Below are 14,810 nucleotides of genomic sequence, written 5' to 3'. Positions count from 1 at the left end.
CTTTATTCGAGTCCTCCCAGCAACTGCTGGTCGATCAGGTCGCAGAGGCAGTGAAGGGTCAGCAGATGCACCTCCTGGATGCGGGCAGTACTCTGGCTGGGTACGCAGATGACCAGGTCTTCTTCAGGGCGGGCCATTTGGGCCAGTTGACCACCATCCCGGCCGGTCAGGGCAATGACGCCCATCTCGCGCTCCTGCGCGGCCTCGACCGCATGCAGGATACTCGGCGAGGTACCGCTGGTGGAAATGGCCAGCAGCAGATCGCCATGTTGTCCCAGGGCCTGGATCTGTCGGGAAAAGACCTGATTATAGTGATGATCGTTGGCAATCGATGTGAGTGTCGAACTGTCCGTGGTGAGTGCAATCGCCGGCAGGGCCGGGCGTTCGAGCTCAAAGCGATTCAGGAGTTCGGATGAAAAGTGCTGGGCGTCAGCGGCTGAGCCGCCATTGCCGCAGGTCAGGATCTTGCGTCCGTCGAGCAGGGCCGTGGCCATACGCTCGGCGGCTGCGGCGATCACCGGCGCCAGTTGAGCGGCGCAATCACGTTTGGTTTCGGCGCTGGCCAGGAAGCTGGCCTGGACTCTGTCAATCAGTGCTGTCATGAAATGGGTGCCTCAAAAGCATTCCTGATCCACTGGGGCGGGGTCCCCTGATCAAAGGCGATGATATCAAAACGACAATCACGGTGCTGATGCGCCGGGTGCCGGAGGAGGAAATAGCGGGCGGCATGAATGATGCGGGCCTGCTTTCTATGAGTCACCGAATCCGCTGCGCTGCCAAAGTCACTGCGCAGGCGCAGGCGCACCTCGACAAAGATCAGGGTCGCGGATTCCAGCGTGACCAGGTCGATCTCGCCCTGGCGACAGCGGAAATTGCGTGCCAGCAGCCGATGGCCTTGCGCGGTCAGGAAGGCCAGGGCACTGTCCTCGGCCGCTCGGCCCCGCTCGAGGCTGCGCTGGCGGGAGAGGTTGATCACGGGTTTTTTCCAGGTGGCATGGCATAAACGCGCAGTTGTCCCTGCTCATAGCGGCCCCAGCTCAGGCGCCGCTGTACCGTGCCATCCGGCATGATGCGCAGGATTCCGGTGGCGCCAAGAAAGGGCACGGCCTGATTGCCGTTCGCCAGATGCTGGGCCAGTTGGTAGCTATCAAAGCCCAGAGCGCTCAGACGCCAGCTGACCTCGTTGGCGTTCGGCATCTGTCGGAGGAGTTCCTGGCGCAGAGGCATCCAGGATGCTTCAGGGCTCAGCATCCAGGGCATATCCAGGAAGGTCAGGCCCTCGGGGGTGTCGCTGCCTGCGGTTTGCGGACCGCCAGTGTTCAGCCGCGAACTGCCGAATATGGGAAGCGTACCCACCTGCTGGCGCAGGATAGGGGTCAGGGCACGCGCGAGATTGCCCGGGACGAACAGGATGATGGCATCCGTGTCACCCGACTTTGCGCCTGAAACGCCTGCCTTTTCGAGCATCCGCTGAATGGTCGGGAGAACTTCGCCCTCGCCAGGGGGCAGGAGCTGATCCACGGTGATCCTGCCGCCCAGGCCGGACCACTGTTGCAGGAAGGCTGCGTGCATGCGTCTGTCGATATCGCCGCTGGTGTGGAGGAGGGCGGCTCGCAGATAACCCTGTTCCCGGAGATCGGTGGCCAGTTGCCTTGCTTCAGGCTCGGGAGTGAGCCCGAAGGGGTGGACACCCTTGCTGGCATCTGCATTGACTGGCGCGAGTGGCAGGATCGGTGGGTCGCCTGCCTTGCGCACTCTCAGCACGGACAATGCCTCGGCCCGCAGCAATGGGCCGATGATGGCCGGGCAGGCCTGAGCCCGGGCCAGGTCGTAGGCTGCCACGGCGCTTGCGGGCTGGCCCTGGGTGTCATAGACCTGCACCGGTGCCTGATCGATTGCCGACTGCTGGCGGGCCGCCCCCTCGATGCCCAGACGGATCGCGGTAGCCAGGCCAGCATAGCGGCCAGTCACCGGCAACAGGACGCAGACCCGGGCGCCGGGCCCGGCTGCCGGTGTTGTGACGGTTGCCGAAGCGGCTGGTGTTTCCGCGACCGCCTGCCCGCCTTCGGCAAGCAGCAGCGCGAGCATCAGGAGAAATAACAGGATGCCCCGGTATTTCGCTGCCTGTTGCGGCCGAGGGGCTGAAGTTTTTGTTATCATGTGCGACTTCGATGGAGTGATGTCAATCTGATCAGCCAGTCTAGGATGCTTTTCTCTTGGCATCAATGGATTTGTCGCCTGGCCATCGCCATCATTCTTTTCCACGCCGGAGAGGGTCAGGATGACGAAAGCAGGTATCATCTATGTAGTCGGAACGCCAATCGGCAATCTGGGGGACTTTCCCCCGCGTGCCCAGACGGTGCTGGCAGGGGTCGATCTGGTACTGGCCGAGGATACGCGCCACTCGCGCAAACTGCTCGATCATTTCCAGCTGCATCCAAAGCTGCAGACGCTGCATGAACATAATGAGAGAGAGCTGGCGCCGCGCCTGATATCACGGCTGCAGGCTGGCGAGAGCATGGCGCTGATCAGCGACGCCGGCATGCCGCTGGTGTCCGATCCGGGTTACATCCTGCTGCACGCCGCACGCGAGGCGCAGGTGCCGGTCCGGGTGGTGCCTGGTCCCAGTGCTGCACTGGCCGCCCTCGCTGCCTCGGGCCTGCCGACGGATCGATTCTGCTTCGAGGGTTTTCTGCCGCCCAAGCCGGGTGCCCGCCGGGACAGGCTTCAGGCGCTTGCCGCTGAGCAGCGCACCCAGATCTATTTCGAGTCGCCGCGCCGCATCCTCGATACGCTGCAGGATCTGGCGGATTGCTTTGGGCTGGCACGTCCGGCCTCACTGAGCCGGGAACTGACCAAGATCCACGAGGATACCTTGCGTGGCAGCGTCGGCGAGATCCTCGCGCGGTTACGTGATGACCCGGATAGCTGTCGTGGCGAGATGGTGCTGGTGCTGGGAGGTGCGCCAGCACCTCGGGATGGGCCGGAGCTGGCCCCGGTGCTGCTCCCCTTGCTGGCTGCCCTGCCCCTGAGCCAGGCGGTCGCGGTCGCCGTGCAGATTACCGGCTTGCCGCGCAAGCAGGTCTATGCCGAGGCCCTGCGGATCAAGGAAGACTGAGATTTATTGCTTCAGGCGAAGGCCTGGATCTGTTAGGATATGCGTGTTGAGCAGGCTGGACGGCCGCCAGGCATTGCCTGGAGGAAAGTCCGGGCTCCACAGGGCAGGGCGCCGGCTAACGGCCGGGAGGCGCGAGCCTATGGAAAGTGCCACAGAAAATATACCGCCTCACGCCTCGGCGTGCGGTAAGGGTGAAAAGGTGCGGTAAGAGCGCACCGCGCTGCCGGTAACGGGAGTGGCAGGGTAAACCCCGCCTGGAGCAAGACCAAGTAAGCGCGCAATCATGCGGCCCGCATGGCGCGCGGGTAGGTCGCTTGAGCCCCTGCGCAAGCATGGGCCTAGAGGAATGGCCGTCCTCGACAGAACCCGGCTTACAGGCCCGCTCAACACTGCAATCCTCAAAAGGTCCGCTATGCAAATGGCGGGCCTTTTTTTATGCCCGCCGTCCATGCAAGACCCTCCTCGATTCAATGTGTCTACTCGCCTTGACAGGTGGGGGAACGCTCACTATTCTTCGATCAGGGTGGGGAGAAGTGGGGAAAAGTGGTACGCCGGGGAGGGCGATAACTAAAAATGTTTCGTGGCACCCACCAGCACAACATGGACAGCAAGGGACGGCTGAGCGTACCGGCACGGTTTCGCGAATGGCTCGAGGTCCACTGTCATGGGCAGCTGGTCATCACGATCGACAGGGACCGGTGTCTGGTCGCCTATCCTCTGCCGCACTGGGAGGAGATCGAGCGCAAGGTGGCGCAGATGTCTGGTTCAGATCCTTCCGTTCGCAAGTTTCAGCGTCTTTTCGTCGGCCACGCCGAGGAGCTCAGCCTGGATGCCCAGGGCCGGGTACTCGTTTCGCCCTCACTGCGCCAGTTCGCCTCCCTTGAAAAAGCCGTGGTGCTGGTGGGGCAGGTGCACAAATTTGAAGTCTGGGATCAGGCCATCTGGAATCAGCGCCAGGAAGAGTGGCTGTCTTCCATGGATGAGGATTTCGCCCGTCTGGGGGATCTGGTTCTCTAACACAGCAACATAGCCGAGGCGGCGGGCAAATTGGCCAGCTCAATTGATTCACATGTGCCGGTGCTCCTGCAGCCGGTTCTCGACGGGCTGGCAATCCGGCCGGACGGCACCTATGTGGACGCCACCGCTGGGCGCGGTGGGCATGCCGCGGAGATCCTGGCGCGGCTGGGTACGGATGGTCGTCTGATCCTCCTGGATCGCGATCCCCAGGCCGTGGCGGCCTGCCAGGACCGCTTTCGGGGTGATGCCCGGGTGACAGTACGGCACGCGCCTTTCTCGGAGTTGGAGTCAGTCCTGCACACGCTGGAGATGGATCGGGTGCAGGGGGTTTTGGCGGATCTGGGGGTATCCTCACCCCAGCTGGATCAGGCGGAGCGAGGTTTCAGCTTTCGTCAGACCGGACCACTGGACATGCGCATGGACCCTGGCCGGGGCGAGTCTGCAGCCGCCTGGCTCGCCCGCGCGAGTCAGGAAGAGATCAGCCAGGTTCTCCAGGAATATGGCGAAGAGCGCTTTGCCTGGCGGATTGCCCGGGCCATTGTCGCGGCACGTAGTGAAAAGCCGCTGGAAAGTACCACCGAACTGGCGGCATTGGTGGCGAAGGCAGTTCCCAGTCGGGAGCCCGGGAAGGATCCGGCAACACGCAGTTTTCAGGCGATACGTATGTTGATCAATCAGGAACTGGACGAGCTGGGTACATTGCTGGATCAGGCCGGGTCCGTGCTGGCACCGGGGGGTCGCCTGGCCGTCATCAGTTTCCACTCCCTGGAGGACCGGATGGTGAAGCGCTTCATGCGTCAGGGTGCCAAAGGGCATCAGATCCACCCGGACCTGCCGATTCCCGAGATCCAGATCCCCTCAGCCCCCTGGCGCCTGGTTGGCAAGGCAGTCCGGGCTGATGCCGAAGAGGTCGCGCGCAATCCCCGTGCCCGCAGCGCCGTGTTGCGCATAGCGGAGCGCCTGGACGAGCGACAGGCGGGGAGGAGCTGATGCGCGCTCTGCCATTTCTGCTCGCCGGTCTCATCCTGGTCAGCCTCATTGGCCTCGTGGCCGTGCGCCAGACCAGTCGTGATCTTTTTATCAACCTGCAGAGTGCCCAGCATCAGCGGTTCAAGATGGAGACCCAGTGGGGCCAGCTACAGCTGGAGCAGTCCACCCTGGCGGCTCATGGCCGGATCGATGAAATTGCCCGCGACAAACTGCAAATGAGAATGCCCCCGGTGAACGGAATTCTAGTGGTGCGTCAGCCATGAGCCAGCACGATTTCAAGCGATATGAGTCTGGATATAGGCGCGGGCGAGAAGAGCGCCGCGCCGCGCCGCGTGGTCCGGACCGGCGCCGGAGCAGCTCGGGAGCCACAAAGGCGCCGGTGGCGGGACCCGGCCGCGCCTGGGCGACGATCGGTCTCATCTGTCTCGCCTTTGTGGGCATGGCCTACCAAGCCTATGATCTACAGGTGAAACAGGTCGACTTCCTGCGCGAGCAAGGGGAGCATCGCTACCTGCGCGAACTGCCGATTCCAGCCATGCGCGGCGCCATTTATGACCGCAACGGCGAGCCGCTGGCACTTTCAACCCCCATGCGCTCGATCTGGGTCAATCCCAAGGAGTTCACCGGGAGCCGGGAACGCTGGCCGGAGCTGGCCCAGGCCCTGGGCATGTCCAATGACAGGCTGGCGCATCTGGTGCGCAACCCCCGTGCGAGTTTCGTCTACGTCAAACGTCAGGTGACGCCCAGGCTGGCCGAGGAGATCCAGGCACTGGACATCCCGGGTGTATATGCCCTGAAGGAGAGCCGGCGCTTTTACCCGACTGGCGAGGTTGCCGGGCATCTGCTCGGTTTCACCGATGTCGATGACAAGGGGCTGGAGGGCATCGAACTGGCTTACAACGACTGGTTGCAGGGTCGACCCGGCAAGATGCTGGCAATCCGCGACAACATCGGCCGATGGGTGACGAACCTGGCCACGGTCGAACCGGTCAAGCCCGGGCGGCCGCTCACCCTGAGCCTTGACCGGCGCATCCAGTATCTTGCATACCGTGAACTCAAGGCGGCTGTCCAGAAGCTTCGGGCGAAATCCGGCTCGGTGGTGGTGATGGATGTAAAAACGGGCGAGATCCTGGCGATGGCCACGCAACAGGGCTTCAATCCCAATAACCGTGAAAGCAGTGGTCCTGCTCAGTGGCGTGACCGGGCTGTTGCCGACGCCTTCGAGCCGGGCTCCACCATCAAGCCATTCACCATAGCGGCTGCGCTGGAAAGTGGTGCCGTCCGGCCCGAGAGCACCTTCAACTGCAACTATCAGTCCTATCGGGTCGGCAACGCCAATATCCGCGATGATCATCCCCAGGGTGTGCTTGGGCTGGCTGGCATCCTGATGCATTCAAGCAACATCGGCGCGGCCCAGGTTGCGCTGAAAACCCCGCCCGAGGCCTTCTACCGCATGCTCAGCAATGCCGGCTTCGGTCAGGTTCCTGGTACCGGACTGCCGGGAGAGTCTCCGGGCAGCCTCCCTGGCTATCAAAGCTGGGGCGTGGTGGAGCGGGCCACGCTGGCCTTTGGCTATGGCCTGTCGGCCAGCGCTCTGCAGATGACCGCCGCCTACGCGGCTATCGCCAATGGCGGTACCTATTACCAGCCCAGCATCATCCGGGCCGGGACTGCGAATGGCGCGCCGGGCAAGCGCATCATGAAGCCGGAAACGGCCCGCCTGCTGCGGCTGATGCTGGAAGGGGTGGTCACGCCAGAAGGTACGGGAACAAATGCAATGATTCCTGGCTACCGCGTGGCCGGCAAGACCGGCACGGCGCACAAGGCGCGTGGCGGCGGTTATAGCGCCAATAGCTATGTCTCCTCATTCGTGGGCTTTGCGCCGGCCAGCCAGCCGCGCATTGCCATTGCCGTCATGATCAATGAGCCCAAAGGCAATTATTACGGTGGCCTGGTTGCTGCTCCCGTGTTCCGTCAGGTCATGGCCGGCAGCCTGCGGATGATGAGCATCGCACCGGATGCGGCTTCGCCCCTGCTGCTGGATTCTCCCAAGCCCCGACTGGTGAATGCCGCCGAGGGGGATGGCAAGGAAACCGAGCCATGGCCGCAACGGGGCTGATACCTGCCATCACCGTGTTCGACAGGGTCCCCGAGGCTCTGTCGACCTTGTCATTTTCGGGGCTCACCAGTGACAGCCGACGGGTGCGTGGCGGGGAACTCTTCGTTGCCCTGCGCGGCAGCCGTCCCGCCGATGCCCATGTCGATGCCGCCCTGCAGGCGGGTGCCGCCGCGGTCCTGCTCGAAGCAGAAACGGAGTCCTGCAGCCTGCGCGACGACCGGCCGGTCTGGGCAACGCCCGCGGCGCGAGAGCTGTTTGGCCAGGCCATGGCGAAATGTTACGCGCTGAACGAAAATGCACTATTTATCGCTGGCGTGACCGGGACCAATGGCAAGAGCAGCGTGACGCATCTGCTCGACGCGGTACTGCCGCAACCCACCTGCGTGATCGGTACGCTCGGCTGGGGTTTCCCCGGCCGCCTGCAGACCCAGGCGAACACCACGCCGGATATCGAGGCCTTGCATGCCACCCTGCATGCCTGTCGGGAGCAGGGCGCCCGCAGTGTCGCCATGGAGGTTTCCTCGCACGCCCTGGCCCTGAACCGGATCGCCGGCGTACCCATACAGCTCGCGGTGTTCACCAATCTGACCCGGGACCATCTGGATTTCCATGGCGACATGGAGGCCTATTTCGCCGCCAAGGCTTCGCTCTTCACGCGTCCCGGGCTGCGTTATGCGGTGCTCAATGCCGATGATCCCTACGGCGAGGTGCTGCGCCGGCAATTGCCCGCCGGCGTCGAGGTGATCAGTTTCGGGTTCGAACACGGTGAGGTGCGACCGCGATCAGTCCATCAGGATGGGGAGGGGCTTCATCTTGAGGTGCAGACCCCGAGTGGCGACTGCAGCATCCAGAGCGGCTGGATCGGTCGGGTCAATGTCCTGAACCTGCTAGCCGCCTTGGCGGCCGGGATCCTGCTCGGTGGCCGGCCCGCCGAAATCGCCGAGCGGCTGGGACGGGTCCCGCCCGTGCCGGGGCGCTTGGAAAGGGTCAGTGCCGGCAGGCCGTCGCCGCTGGTGGTGGTGGACTATGCCCACACGCCCGATGCCCTGGAAACGGTGCTCAAGGATCTGCACCAGTCAGTGGCCGGAAAACTCTTTTGCGTGTTCGGCTGCGGCGGTGACCGCGATCGCGGCAAGCGCCCGCAGATGGGCCGGATTGCCGAGGCGCTTGCGGACTGGGTGGTGCTGACGGATGACAACCCGCGCAGCGAGCCGCCACAAGCCATCATGGCGGAGATCCTGGCCGGCATGGAGGCGCCCAATGAGGCTCTGCGCCTCCATGACCGCGCCCGCGCCATCGAGATCGCCATCCGGGCGGCCAGGGTGGGGGATTGCGTGCTGATCGCCGGCAAGGGGCATGAAAATTATCAGGAAGTCGCGGGCGTGCGACGCCCTTTTGATGATGTCGAAGTTGCCCGCAGGGTACTGGAGCAGTCTTGCTTTATCTAAGTGAAGTTGCGCGTATCACGGATGGCGTCCTGCACGGTGAGGATGCCCAGATCCAGGCTGTCGGCTCCGACAGCCGCACCCTGGAGCCCGGCAGTCTCTTCGTGGCGCTGCAGGGCGAGCGCTTCGATGGCCATGCGCATCTGGCGGAAGTCGCCGCGCGTGGCGGGGCGGGTGCCCTGGTGGAGCGCATCCAGCCCGACATCGCATTGCCGCAGGTGCTGGTGGCCGATCCACTGGCAGCGCTGCAGCAGCTCGCAGCCGCCTGGCGCCGGCGCCATGACATCCCGGTGGTGGCGGTGACCGGTTCCTGCGGCAAGACCACGGTCAAGGAAATGCTCGCTGCCATTTTGGGCACGGCGGGCCCGGTGCTGGCCACGCGCGGCAATCTCAACAATCACATCGGCGTTCCCCTCACGCTTTTGCGCCTGCGCGCCGAGCACCGTTTTGCGGTGATCGAGATGGGCATGAATCATTCCGGCGAAATCGCTGTCCTTACCCGGCTGGCGCAACCGGATATCGCGCTGATCAACAATGCCCGCCCGGCTCATCTGGAAGGACTCGGCAGCCTGGAAGCCATTGCCCGGGCCAAGGGCGAGATTCTCGAAGGCTTGAGCAGCGAAGGGCTTGCCGTGCTCAACGGCGACGATGCCTTCATCGATTACTGGGCCGAGAAAAATCCTGGGCGCCTGCTGCGTTTTGGCCTGGATGCCGAGGAGCTTGAGCTGCGGGGCCGCTGGGAAGCGGAGGCTGGTGGGGGGCGGCTCCAGGTGGAGGCAGGTCAGGATGCGTTCTCCGTGAAGCTTCCCCTGCCGGGGCGTCACAATGGCGCCAACGCCCTGGCGGCGATCGGCGTGGCGCTTTCCCTGAACATTGCGCCGGAACAGATCAACCAGGGCCTTGGCATGATGCAGCCGGTGCCCGGGCGGCTCAACTGGCGGTCGGGGCGGGGCGGCAGTCAGGTGCTGGATGATACCTACAACGCCAATCCCGCCTCTCTGGAAGCCGCCGTGCGCGTGCTGGTCGATGGGCCCGGCGAAAAGATCCTGGTGCTTGGCAATATGGGCGAGTTGGGTGAGGATGCCCCGGCCATGCACGAAGCGGCAGGCATGATGGCCCGGGGGCTGGGCGTGCAGCGCCTGCTGACCCTGGGCGAGATGGCCGCGCGTGCGGTGCCGGGCTTTGGGACTGGTGGGCAGGCCTATGATGACCTGGATATCTTGCTCCAGGACTTGCAGGCACTGGAGCATGAGGGAGTGCGGATATTGGTCAAGGGTTCACGCAGTGCCCGCATGGAGCGCGTCGTCCAGGCAATCGTCACGGGAAATACTTGATGCTTTTTTATCTTTTTCAGTTGCTGGCAGTGGATTATCGCGGTTTTGGCGTCTTTCAGTACATCACCCTGCGCGGGGTGCTGGCCACCCTGACGGCACTCGGCATCTCCTTTATCATCGGCCCGGCCTTCATCGCCTGGCTCAAGAAGTACCAGATTGGTCAGACCGTGCGCACCGATGGCCCGCAGACGCATTTGATCAAATCCGGCACGCCGACCATGGGGGGCGGGCTGATCCTGGTCGCCGTGGCGCTGGCCACCCTGCTCTGGGCCGACCTCAGCAACCGCTTCGTCTTGATCTCGCTGGGCACCACGCTTGCCTTTGGCGTGATCGGCTGGATCGATGACTATCGCAAGCTGGTGCTCAAGGATCCCAAGGGGCTGGCAGCGCGCTACAAGTATCTTGGCCAGTCCATCGTCGCCCTGATTGCCGCGATCATCCTTTACGCCACCGCCGAACACCGCGTCGAAACCCAGCTGATTCTGCCTTTCATCAAGGATGTCGAGATCGATCTCGGTTATGCCTATATCCTGCTGACCTATTTCGTGATCGTCGGCTCCTCTAATGCCGTCAACCTGACGGACGGGCTCGACGGCCTGGCCATCCTGCCAACCGTGCTCGTCGCCGGCGCCCTGGGAATCTTCGTGTATGTTTCGGGTAATGCCATCTTCGCCAATTATCTGGGCATCCCCGATGTCCCCGGCAGTGGCGAACTGCTGATCTTCTGCGGCGCCTTGGTTGGCGCGGGATTGGGTTTTCTCTGGTTCAATGCCTATCCCGCCCAGGTGTTCATGGGTGACGTCGGCGCCCTGGCGCTGGGCGCGGCACTCGGGGTGGTGGCCGTGGTGGCCCGCCAGGAGATCGTGCTGTTCATCATGGGGGGGGTGTTCGTGATGGAAACGCTCTCGGTGATGATCCAGGTGGCTTCCTTCAAGCTGACCGGGCGACGCATCTTTCGCATGGCGCCCCTGCATCACCATTTCGAGCTGAAGGGCTGGCCGGAACCGCGCGTGATCGTGCGCTTCTGGATCGTTACCGTGATCCTCATCCTCGTTGGCCTGTCGAGTCTGAAAATCCGATGATCGATCTGCGCGACAAAAAGGTGCTGGTGGTCGGACTCGGCAAGACCGGGCAGTCGGTACTGCCGGTGCTGGAGCGGCTCGGCGCGCGCATTCAGGCGACAGACAGCCGTGCCAGTCCGCCGGACATCGATGCTCTGAAGTCGAGGCATCCGAGTATAGAGTGGCGGCTGGGTGGCTTTGATCCGGCAGTCTTTGCGGATCAGGATCTCATCGTTGTCAGCCCGGGGCTGGCGCAGAGTGACCCGGCCTTCGTCCGCGCGCGTGCAGCGGGGGTGCGGATCATTGGCGACATCGAGCTCTTTTATGCGCTGGCACAGGCGCCCATCGTCGCGATCACCGGTTCCAACGGCAAAAGTACGGTCACGACCCTGGTGGCCGAAATGGCGGCCGCTGCTGGTCTGAAGATGAAAGCGGGCGGCAATCTCGGCACGCCGGCACTGGAGCTGTTGCCGCAGGCCGGTGAGCAGGTCGGGCTTTACGTGCTGGAACTGTCCAGTTTTCAGCTGGAGCTGATCGAGAGCTTCCGCCCACGGGTGGCCGCCGTGCTTAACCTGTCCGAAGATCACATGGACCGCTATGCCGGCTTTGCGGATTACGTGGCCGCCAAGGCGCGCATCTTCGCCAACATGCAGCCGGGCGATACCCTGGTGCTCAATGGCACGGATGCCGCCACCACCGCGCTCGCGGCCCAGGCGCCAAGGGGCGTGCAGGTCGTGTTGTTTGGCCGGAAGATTCCCGCTGGCAGCGGCAATGTCCGCGTGCTGGATCAGGGTTTTGGTGAATACCTGACCCTCGATGGCGCGCAAGGCAGCAGCTATGCCGTGCTGCCGGTGCATGCCCTGCAGATCCTTGGCGAGCATAACCTGGAGAATGCCATGGCGGCCGTCGCCATTGCCTTCGCCGCCGGGGTGCCGCTGCCGGCCGCGGCTTCGGCCCTCAAGAGTTTTCGTGGCCTGCCGCATCGCATGGTCAAGGTCGCCGAGATCAACAGAGTCAGCTATTTCAATGATTCCAAGGGCACGAACGTGGGTGCTACGGCCAAGGCCCTGGCAGGCCTTCCGGGACCCGTCATTCCGATCCTGGGTGGTGATTGCAAGGGCGCGGACCTCCGCCCGTTGCGCCAGGCGCTGGAAGGCAAGGCCCGGGCGGCCATCCTGATCGGGCGCGACGCGCCCCTGATCGAGACCGTGATCCAGGGTGTCGTGCCGATCCATCAGGTCAGCAGCATGCCAGAGGCCGTAAAGCTCGCCGCTGAACTCGCCCGGCCCGGCGATCAGGTCCTGCTGTCACCTGCCTGCGCCAGTCTCGACATGTTCCGGGACTATGCCGAAAGAGGACGTGTTTTTTCCGAGGCCGTACAGCAGTTGCCAGGGGAGCGCGCATGATGAGCTGGCTTCGTGGATCCAAGGCAGAATCTGCAGGCACAAAGCAGGAGCAACCAATCCTGGCGCGCCTTGTGAATGTCGATGGCTGGCTGCTTGGTACCGTACTGCTGATCATGGGTCTGGGGCTGGTCATGGTATTCTCCGCCAGCTCGGCACGCGCGGCGCACGACCTGGGCAATCCCTATTACTACCTCGTGCGGCAGTCGATTTATCTGGTCCTGAGTCTTGCGGCCATGTATGTCGGCATGCGCGTACCGGCGCGCGTGTGGATGGAGCGAGGGCCCATTCTGCTGTGGATCAGCATCGGGCTGTTGCTGCTCGTGCTGATCCCGGGCATCGGCATGACCGTCAACGCCAGCCGCCGCTGGATCAATCTCGTGCTGTTGCGCTTCCAGCCCTCGGAGTTCTTCAAGTTTGGCCTGCTGGTATTCATGGCGGGTTATGTGCTGCGCAAGGGGGCGGCCCTGGAGTCCTTCCGTCAGGGGCTCTTGCCGGTGGTGGCAATCCTCGCAATTTCCGGCTTCCTGCTGCTGCTGGAACCGGACATGGGCGCTTTCGTGGTGGCGGTTGTCATTGCCGGTGGCATCCTGTTCCTCGGTGGCCTGCCCATGCGCTTCGTGCTCGGAGGCGGACTGGTGGTCCTGGTGCTCTTTGCATTGCTGGCCATCATCGAACCCTATCGGCTGGCGCGATTGACGGCCTACCGCGATCCCTGGGCGCATCCCTTCGATTCCGGGTTTCAGTTGATCCAGTCCTTGATCGCCTTCGGGCGTGGTGGTGTCTTTGGCGTCGGGCTGGGCGAAGGCGTGCAGAAGATGTTCTATCTGCCCGAGGCGCATACCGATTTCATTCTGGCTGTCATTGGCGAGGAGCTCGGTCTGGTCGGTGTGCTTACCGTACTGCTGCTGTTCGTGCTGGCGGCGCTACGCATGTTCTTCATCGCAAGGCGGGCCGAGGCGCAGGACCGGCGCTTCGAGGCCCTGCTTTGTTATGGAGTCCTGATCTGGTTTTCGATGCAGGCGCTGGCAAGCATAGGCGTCAATCTTGGTACCCTGCCCACCAAGGGCCTGACATTGCCGCTGATGAGCTATGGCGGCAGCAGCCTGTTGTTCATGGCGCTTGCCATTGGCGTGGTGCTTGGGGTCAGTGCCACCCTGCAGCCCGCTGAAAAGCCAGCCCCGGTCGGGCTTGATTATCCGGATCAGTACGCCCGGAGAGAAACGTGAGCGCCAGGATCATGATTGCGGCAGGCGGCACGGGCGGGCATGTGTTCCCGGCGCTCGCCGTAGCCGAGGTGCTGCGCCAGGGCGGTGATCAGGTCGGCTTTGTCGGCACGGCCGCCGGTCTGGAGGCCCGCGTGGTACCGGCGGCGGGCTTTCCGCTGCACCTGATGCAGATGGCCGGTCTGCGTGGCAAGGGGGCGGGGCGCATGATCGCCGCGCCCTGGCTGATCCTGCGTGCAGTAAATCAGGCTCGCCAGTTGCTGCAGCAGGAAAAGCCCCAGGCCGTACTCGGCATGGGTGGCTTCGTTTCCGGCCCGGTGGGCCTGGCTGCCCGCAGCCTTGGCATCCCCTTGCTCATCCATGAACAAAATGCCGTGCCCGGCTGGGCCAACCGCCTGGTGGCGCGCATCGCCCAGGCGGTGCTGACCGGCTTTCCGCTGCAGAGCCTTGGCAAGCAGAGCCAGTGGGTCGGAAATCCCGTGCGCGGTGCCATTGCGGCCCTGCCCGAGCCGCGCTCACGCCTTGCCAGTCGCGCTGGTCCGGTGCGCCTGCTGGTCATGGGTGGCAGTCTGGGTGCGCGCGATCTCAACCGGGTGCTGGTCGACACCCTGGCCCGACTCGACCCGGCCCAGCGCCCCGAAGTCTGGCATCAGACCGGGCCGAAGCATCACGCCGAAGCGCAGCAGCGATATGTGGACGCCAATGTTGAGGCGCGGGTGGAGCCCTTCATTGAAAATGTGGCCGAAGCCCTGTCCTGGGCGGATCTTGCGATCTGCCGATCGGGGGCGCTGACGGTAGCGGAACTGGCCTGTGCGGGACTGGGCGCCATTCTGGTCCCTTACCCCCATGCCGTGGACGACCATCAGGCCGCCAATGCCGATTTTCTGGTGCGCGCCGGGGCAGCCCGGATGATCCGCCAGGAGGCGCTGACCCCGGAAAGCCTGCTGGCGCAACTCCAGCCCATTCTGGAAAGCGCCGATCTGCGGCTGCACATGGCGGAACAGGCCCGCTCGCAGGCGCGACCGGCCGCTGCCGATGAGGTCGCCAGCTTCTGCCGGGATTGGGCCGCCCGTTATGCCCGAGGAAGATCATGAGAC

14 protein-coding genes and 1 other RNA gene are annotated in these 14,810 nt (G+C 63.8%); 12 read left to right on the top strand and 3 right to left on the bottom strand.

Annotation, left to right across the window (positions count from 1 at the left end; translation table 11 throughout):
* Positions 1 to 2 precede the first annotated feature (2 nt).
* The 3 genes from WOB96_RS03990 to WOB96_RS03980 are packed head-to-tail and all read right to left on the bottom strand — an operon-like array spanning position 3 to position 2,160.
* Entirely contained in the window at positions 3 to 602 is a 600-nt protein-coding gene (locus WOB96_RS03990; RefSeq protein ID WP_341369985.1) for a phosphoheptose isomerase, read from the bottom strand.
* A complete protein-coding gene (locus tag WOB96_RS03985) occupies positions 599 to 976 on the bottom strand; it encodes a YraN family protein (protein ID WP_341369984.1) in 378 nt (125 codons plus the stop codon). Before WOB96_RS03985 ends, WOB96_RS03990 begins: the two co-directional genes overlap by 4 nt.
* On the bottom strand, positions 973 to 2,160 hold the full coding sequence (locus tag WOB96_RS03980) for a penicillin-binding protein activator (protein WP_341369983.1): 1,188 nt from the start codon (positions 2,158 to 2,160) through the stop codon (positions 973 to 975). Before WOB96_RS03980 ends, WOB96_RS03985 begins: the two co-directional genes overlap by 4 nt.
* A gap of 121 nt (positions 2,161 to 2,281) precedes the next feature.
* Here WOB96_RS03980 and rsmI point away from each other — a divergent pair, with 121 nt between their 5' ends.
* The 12 genes from rsmI to murG all read left to right on the top strand — a co-directional run bounded on the left by rsmI (position 2,282) and on the right by murG (position 14,807).
* Positions 2,282 to 3,118, top strand: coding sequence for a 16S rRNA (cytidine(1402)-2'-O)-methyltransferase (rsmI, locus tag WOB96_RS03975; protein ID WP_341369982.1), 837 nt, complete (start codon positions 2,282 to 2,284; stop codon positions 3,116 to 3,118).
* A gap of 47 nt (positions 3,119 to 3,165) precedes the next feature.
* Positions 3,166 to 3,508, top strand: an RNA gene (gene rnpB / locus WOB96_RS03970) — RNase P RNA component class A.
* 183 nt (positions 3,509 to 3,691) lie between these two features.
* A complete protein-coding gene (gene mraZ, locus WOB96_RS03965) occupies positions 3,692 to 4,135 on the top strand; it encodes a division/cell wall cluster transcriptional repressor MraZ (protein WP_341369981.1) in 444 nt (147 codons plus the stop codon).
* A gap of 30 nt (positions 4,136 to 4,165) precedes the next feature.
* Positions 4,166 to 5,125, top strand: coding sequence for a 16S rRNA (cytosine(1402)-N(4))-methyltransferase RsmH (gene rsmH / locus WOB96_RS03960; RefSeq protein ID WP_341369980.1), 960 nt, complete (start codon positions 4,166 to 4,168; stop codon positions 5,123 to 5,125).
* Positions 5,125 to 5,388 carry a cell division protein FtsL gene (ftsL, locus tag WOB96_RS03955; protein ID WP_341369979.1) on the top strand — a complete coding sequence of 88 codons (264 nt, stop codon included), beginning with the start codon at positions 5,125 to 5,127 and terminating at the stop codon, positions 5,386 to 5,388. The genes rsmH and ftsL overlap by 1 nt, the downstream gene beginning before the upstream one ends.
* Positions 5,385 to 7,244, top strand: coding sequence for a peptidoglycan D,D-transpeptidase FtsI family protein (locus tag WOB96_RS03950; RefSeq protein WP_341369978.1), 1,860 nt, complete (start codon positions 5,385 to 5,387; stop codon positions 7,242 to 7,244). The genes ftsL and WOB96_RS03950 overlap by 4 nt, the downstream gene beginning before the upstream one ends.
* Positions 7,226 to 8,692: a UDP-N-acetylmuramoyl-L-alanyl-D-glutamate--2,6-diaminopimelate ligase gene (locus WOB96_RS03945; protein WP_341369977.1), complete on the top strand. Its 1,467-nt coding sequence runs from the start codon at positions 7,226 to 7,228 to the stop codon at positions 8,690 to 8,692. Before WOB96_RS03950 ends, WOB96_RS03945 begins: the two co-directional genes overlap by 19 nt.
* A complete protein-coding gene (locus WOB96_RS03940; protein ID WP_341369976.1) occupies positions 8,680 to 10,023 on the top strand; it encodes a UDP-N-acetylmuramoyl-tripeptide--D-alanyl-D-alanine ligase in 1,344 nt (447 codons plus the stop codon). The genes WOB96_RS03945 and WOB96_RS03940 overlap by 13 nt, the downstream gene beginning before the upstream one ends.
* Positions 10,023 to 11,105, top strand: coding sequence for a phospho-N-acetylmuramoyl-pentapeptide-transferase (gene mraY, locus WOB96_RS03935; protein WP_341369975.1), 1,083 nt, complete (start codon positions 10,023 to 10,025; stop codon positions 11,103 to 11,105). Before WOB96_RS03940 ends, mraY begins: the two co-directional genes overlap by 1 nt.
* Positions 11,102 to 12,490, top strand: coding sequence for a UDP-N-acetylmuramoyl-L-alanine--D-glutamate ligase (gene murD / locus WOB96_RS03930; RefSeq protein WP_341369974.1), 1,389 nt, complete (start codon positions 11,102 to 11,104; stop codon positions 12,488 to 12,490). The genes mraY and murD overlap by 4 nt, the downstream gene beginning before the upstream one ends.
* Positions 12,487 to 13,716: a putative lipid II flippase FtsW gene (ftsW, locus tag WOB96_RS03925; protein ID WP_341369973.1), complete on the top strand. Its 1,230-nt coding sequence runs from the start codon at positions 12,487 to 12,489 to the stop codon at positions 13,714 to 13,716. Before murD ends, ftsW begins: the two co-directional genes overlap by 4 nt.
* Positions 13,713 to 14,807 carry an undecaprenyldiphospho-muramoylpentapeptide beta-N-acetylglucosaminyltransferase gene (gene murG, locus WOB96_RS03920; RefSeq protein ID WP_341369972.1) on the top strand — a complete coding sequence of 365 codons (1,095 nt, stop codon included), beginning with the start codon at positions 13,713 to 13,715 and terminating at the stop codon, positions 14,805 to 14,807. Before ftsW ends, murG begins: the two co-directional genes overlap by 4 nt.
* The last annotated feature ends 3 nt before the right edge of the window (positions 14,808 to 14,810 follow it).

The organism is Thermithiobacillus plumbiphilus, from assembly GCF_038070005.1.
In the GTDB taxonomy this organism is placed as follows: Bacteria; Pseudomonadota; Gammaproteobacteria; order Acidithiobacillales; family Thermithiobacillaceae; genus JBBPCO01.
This window is presented reverse-complemented; position numbering and strand designations above follow the sequence as displayed.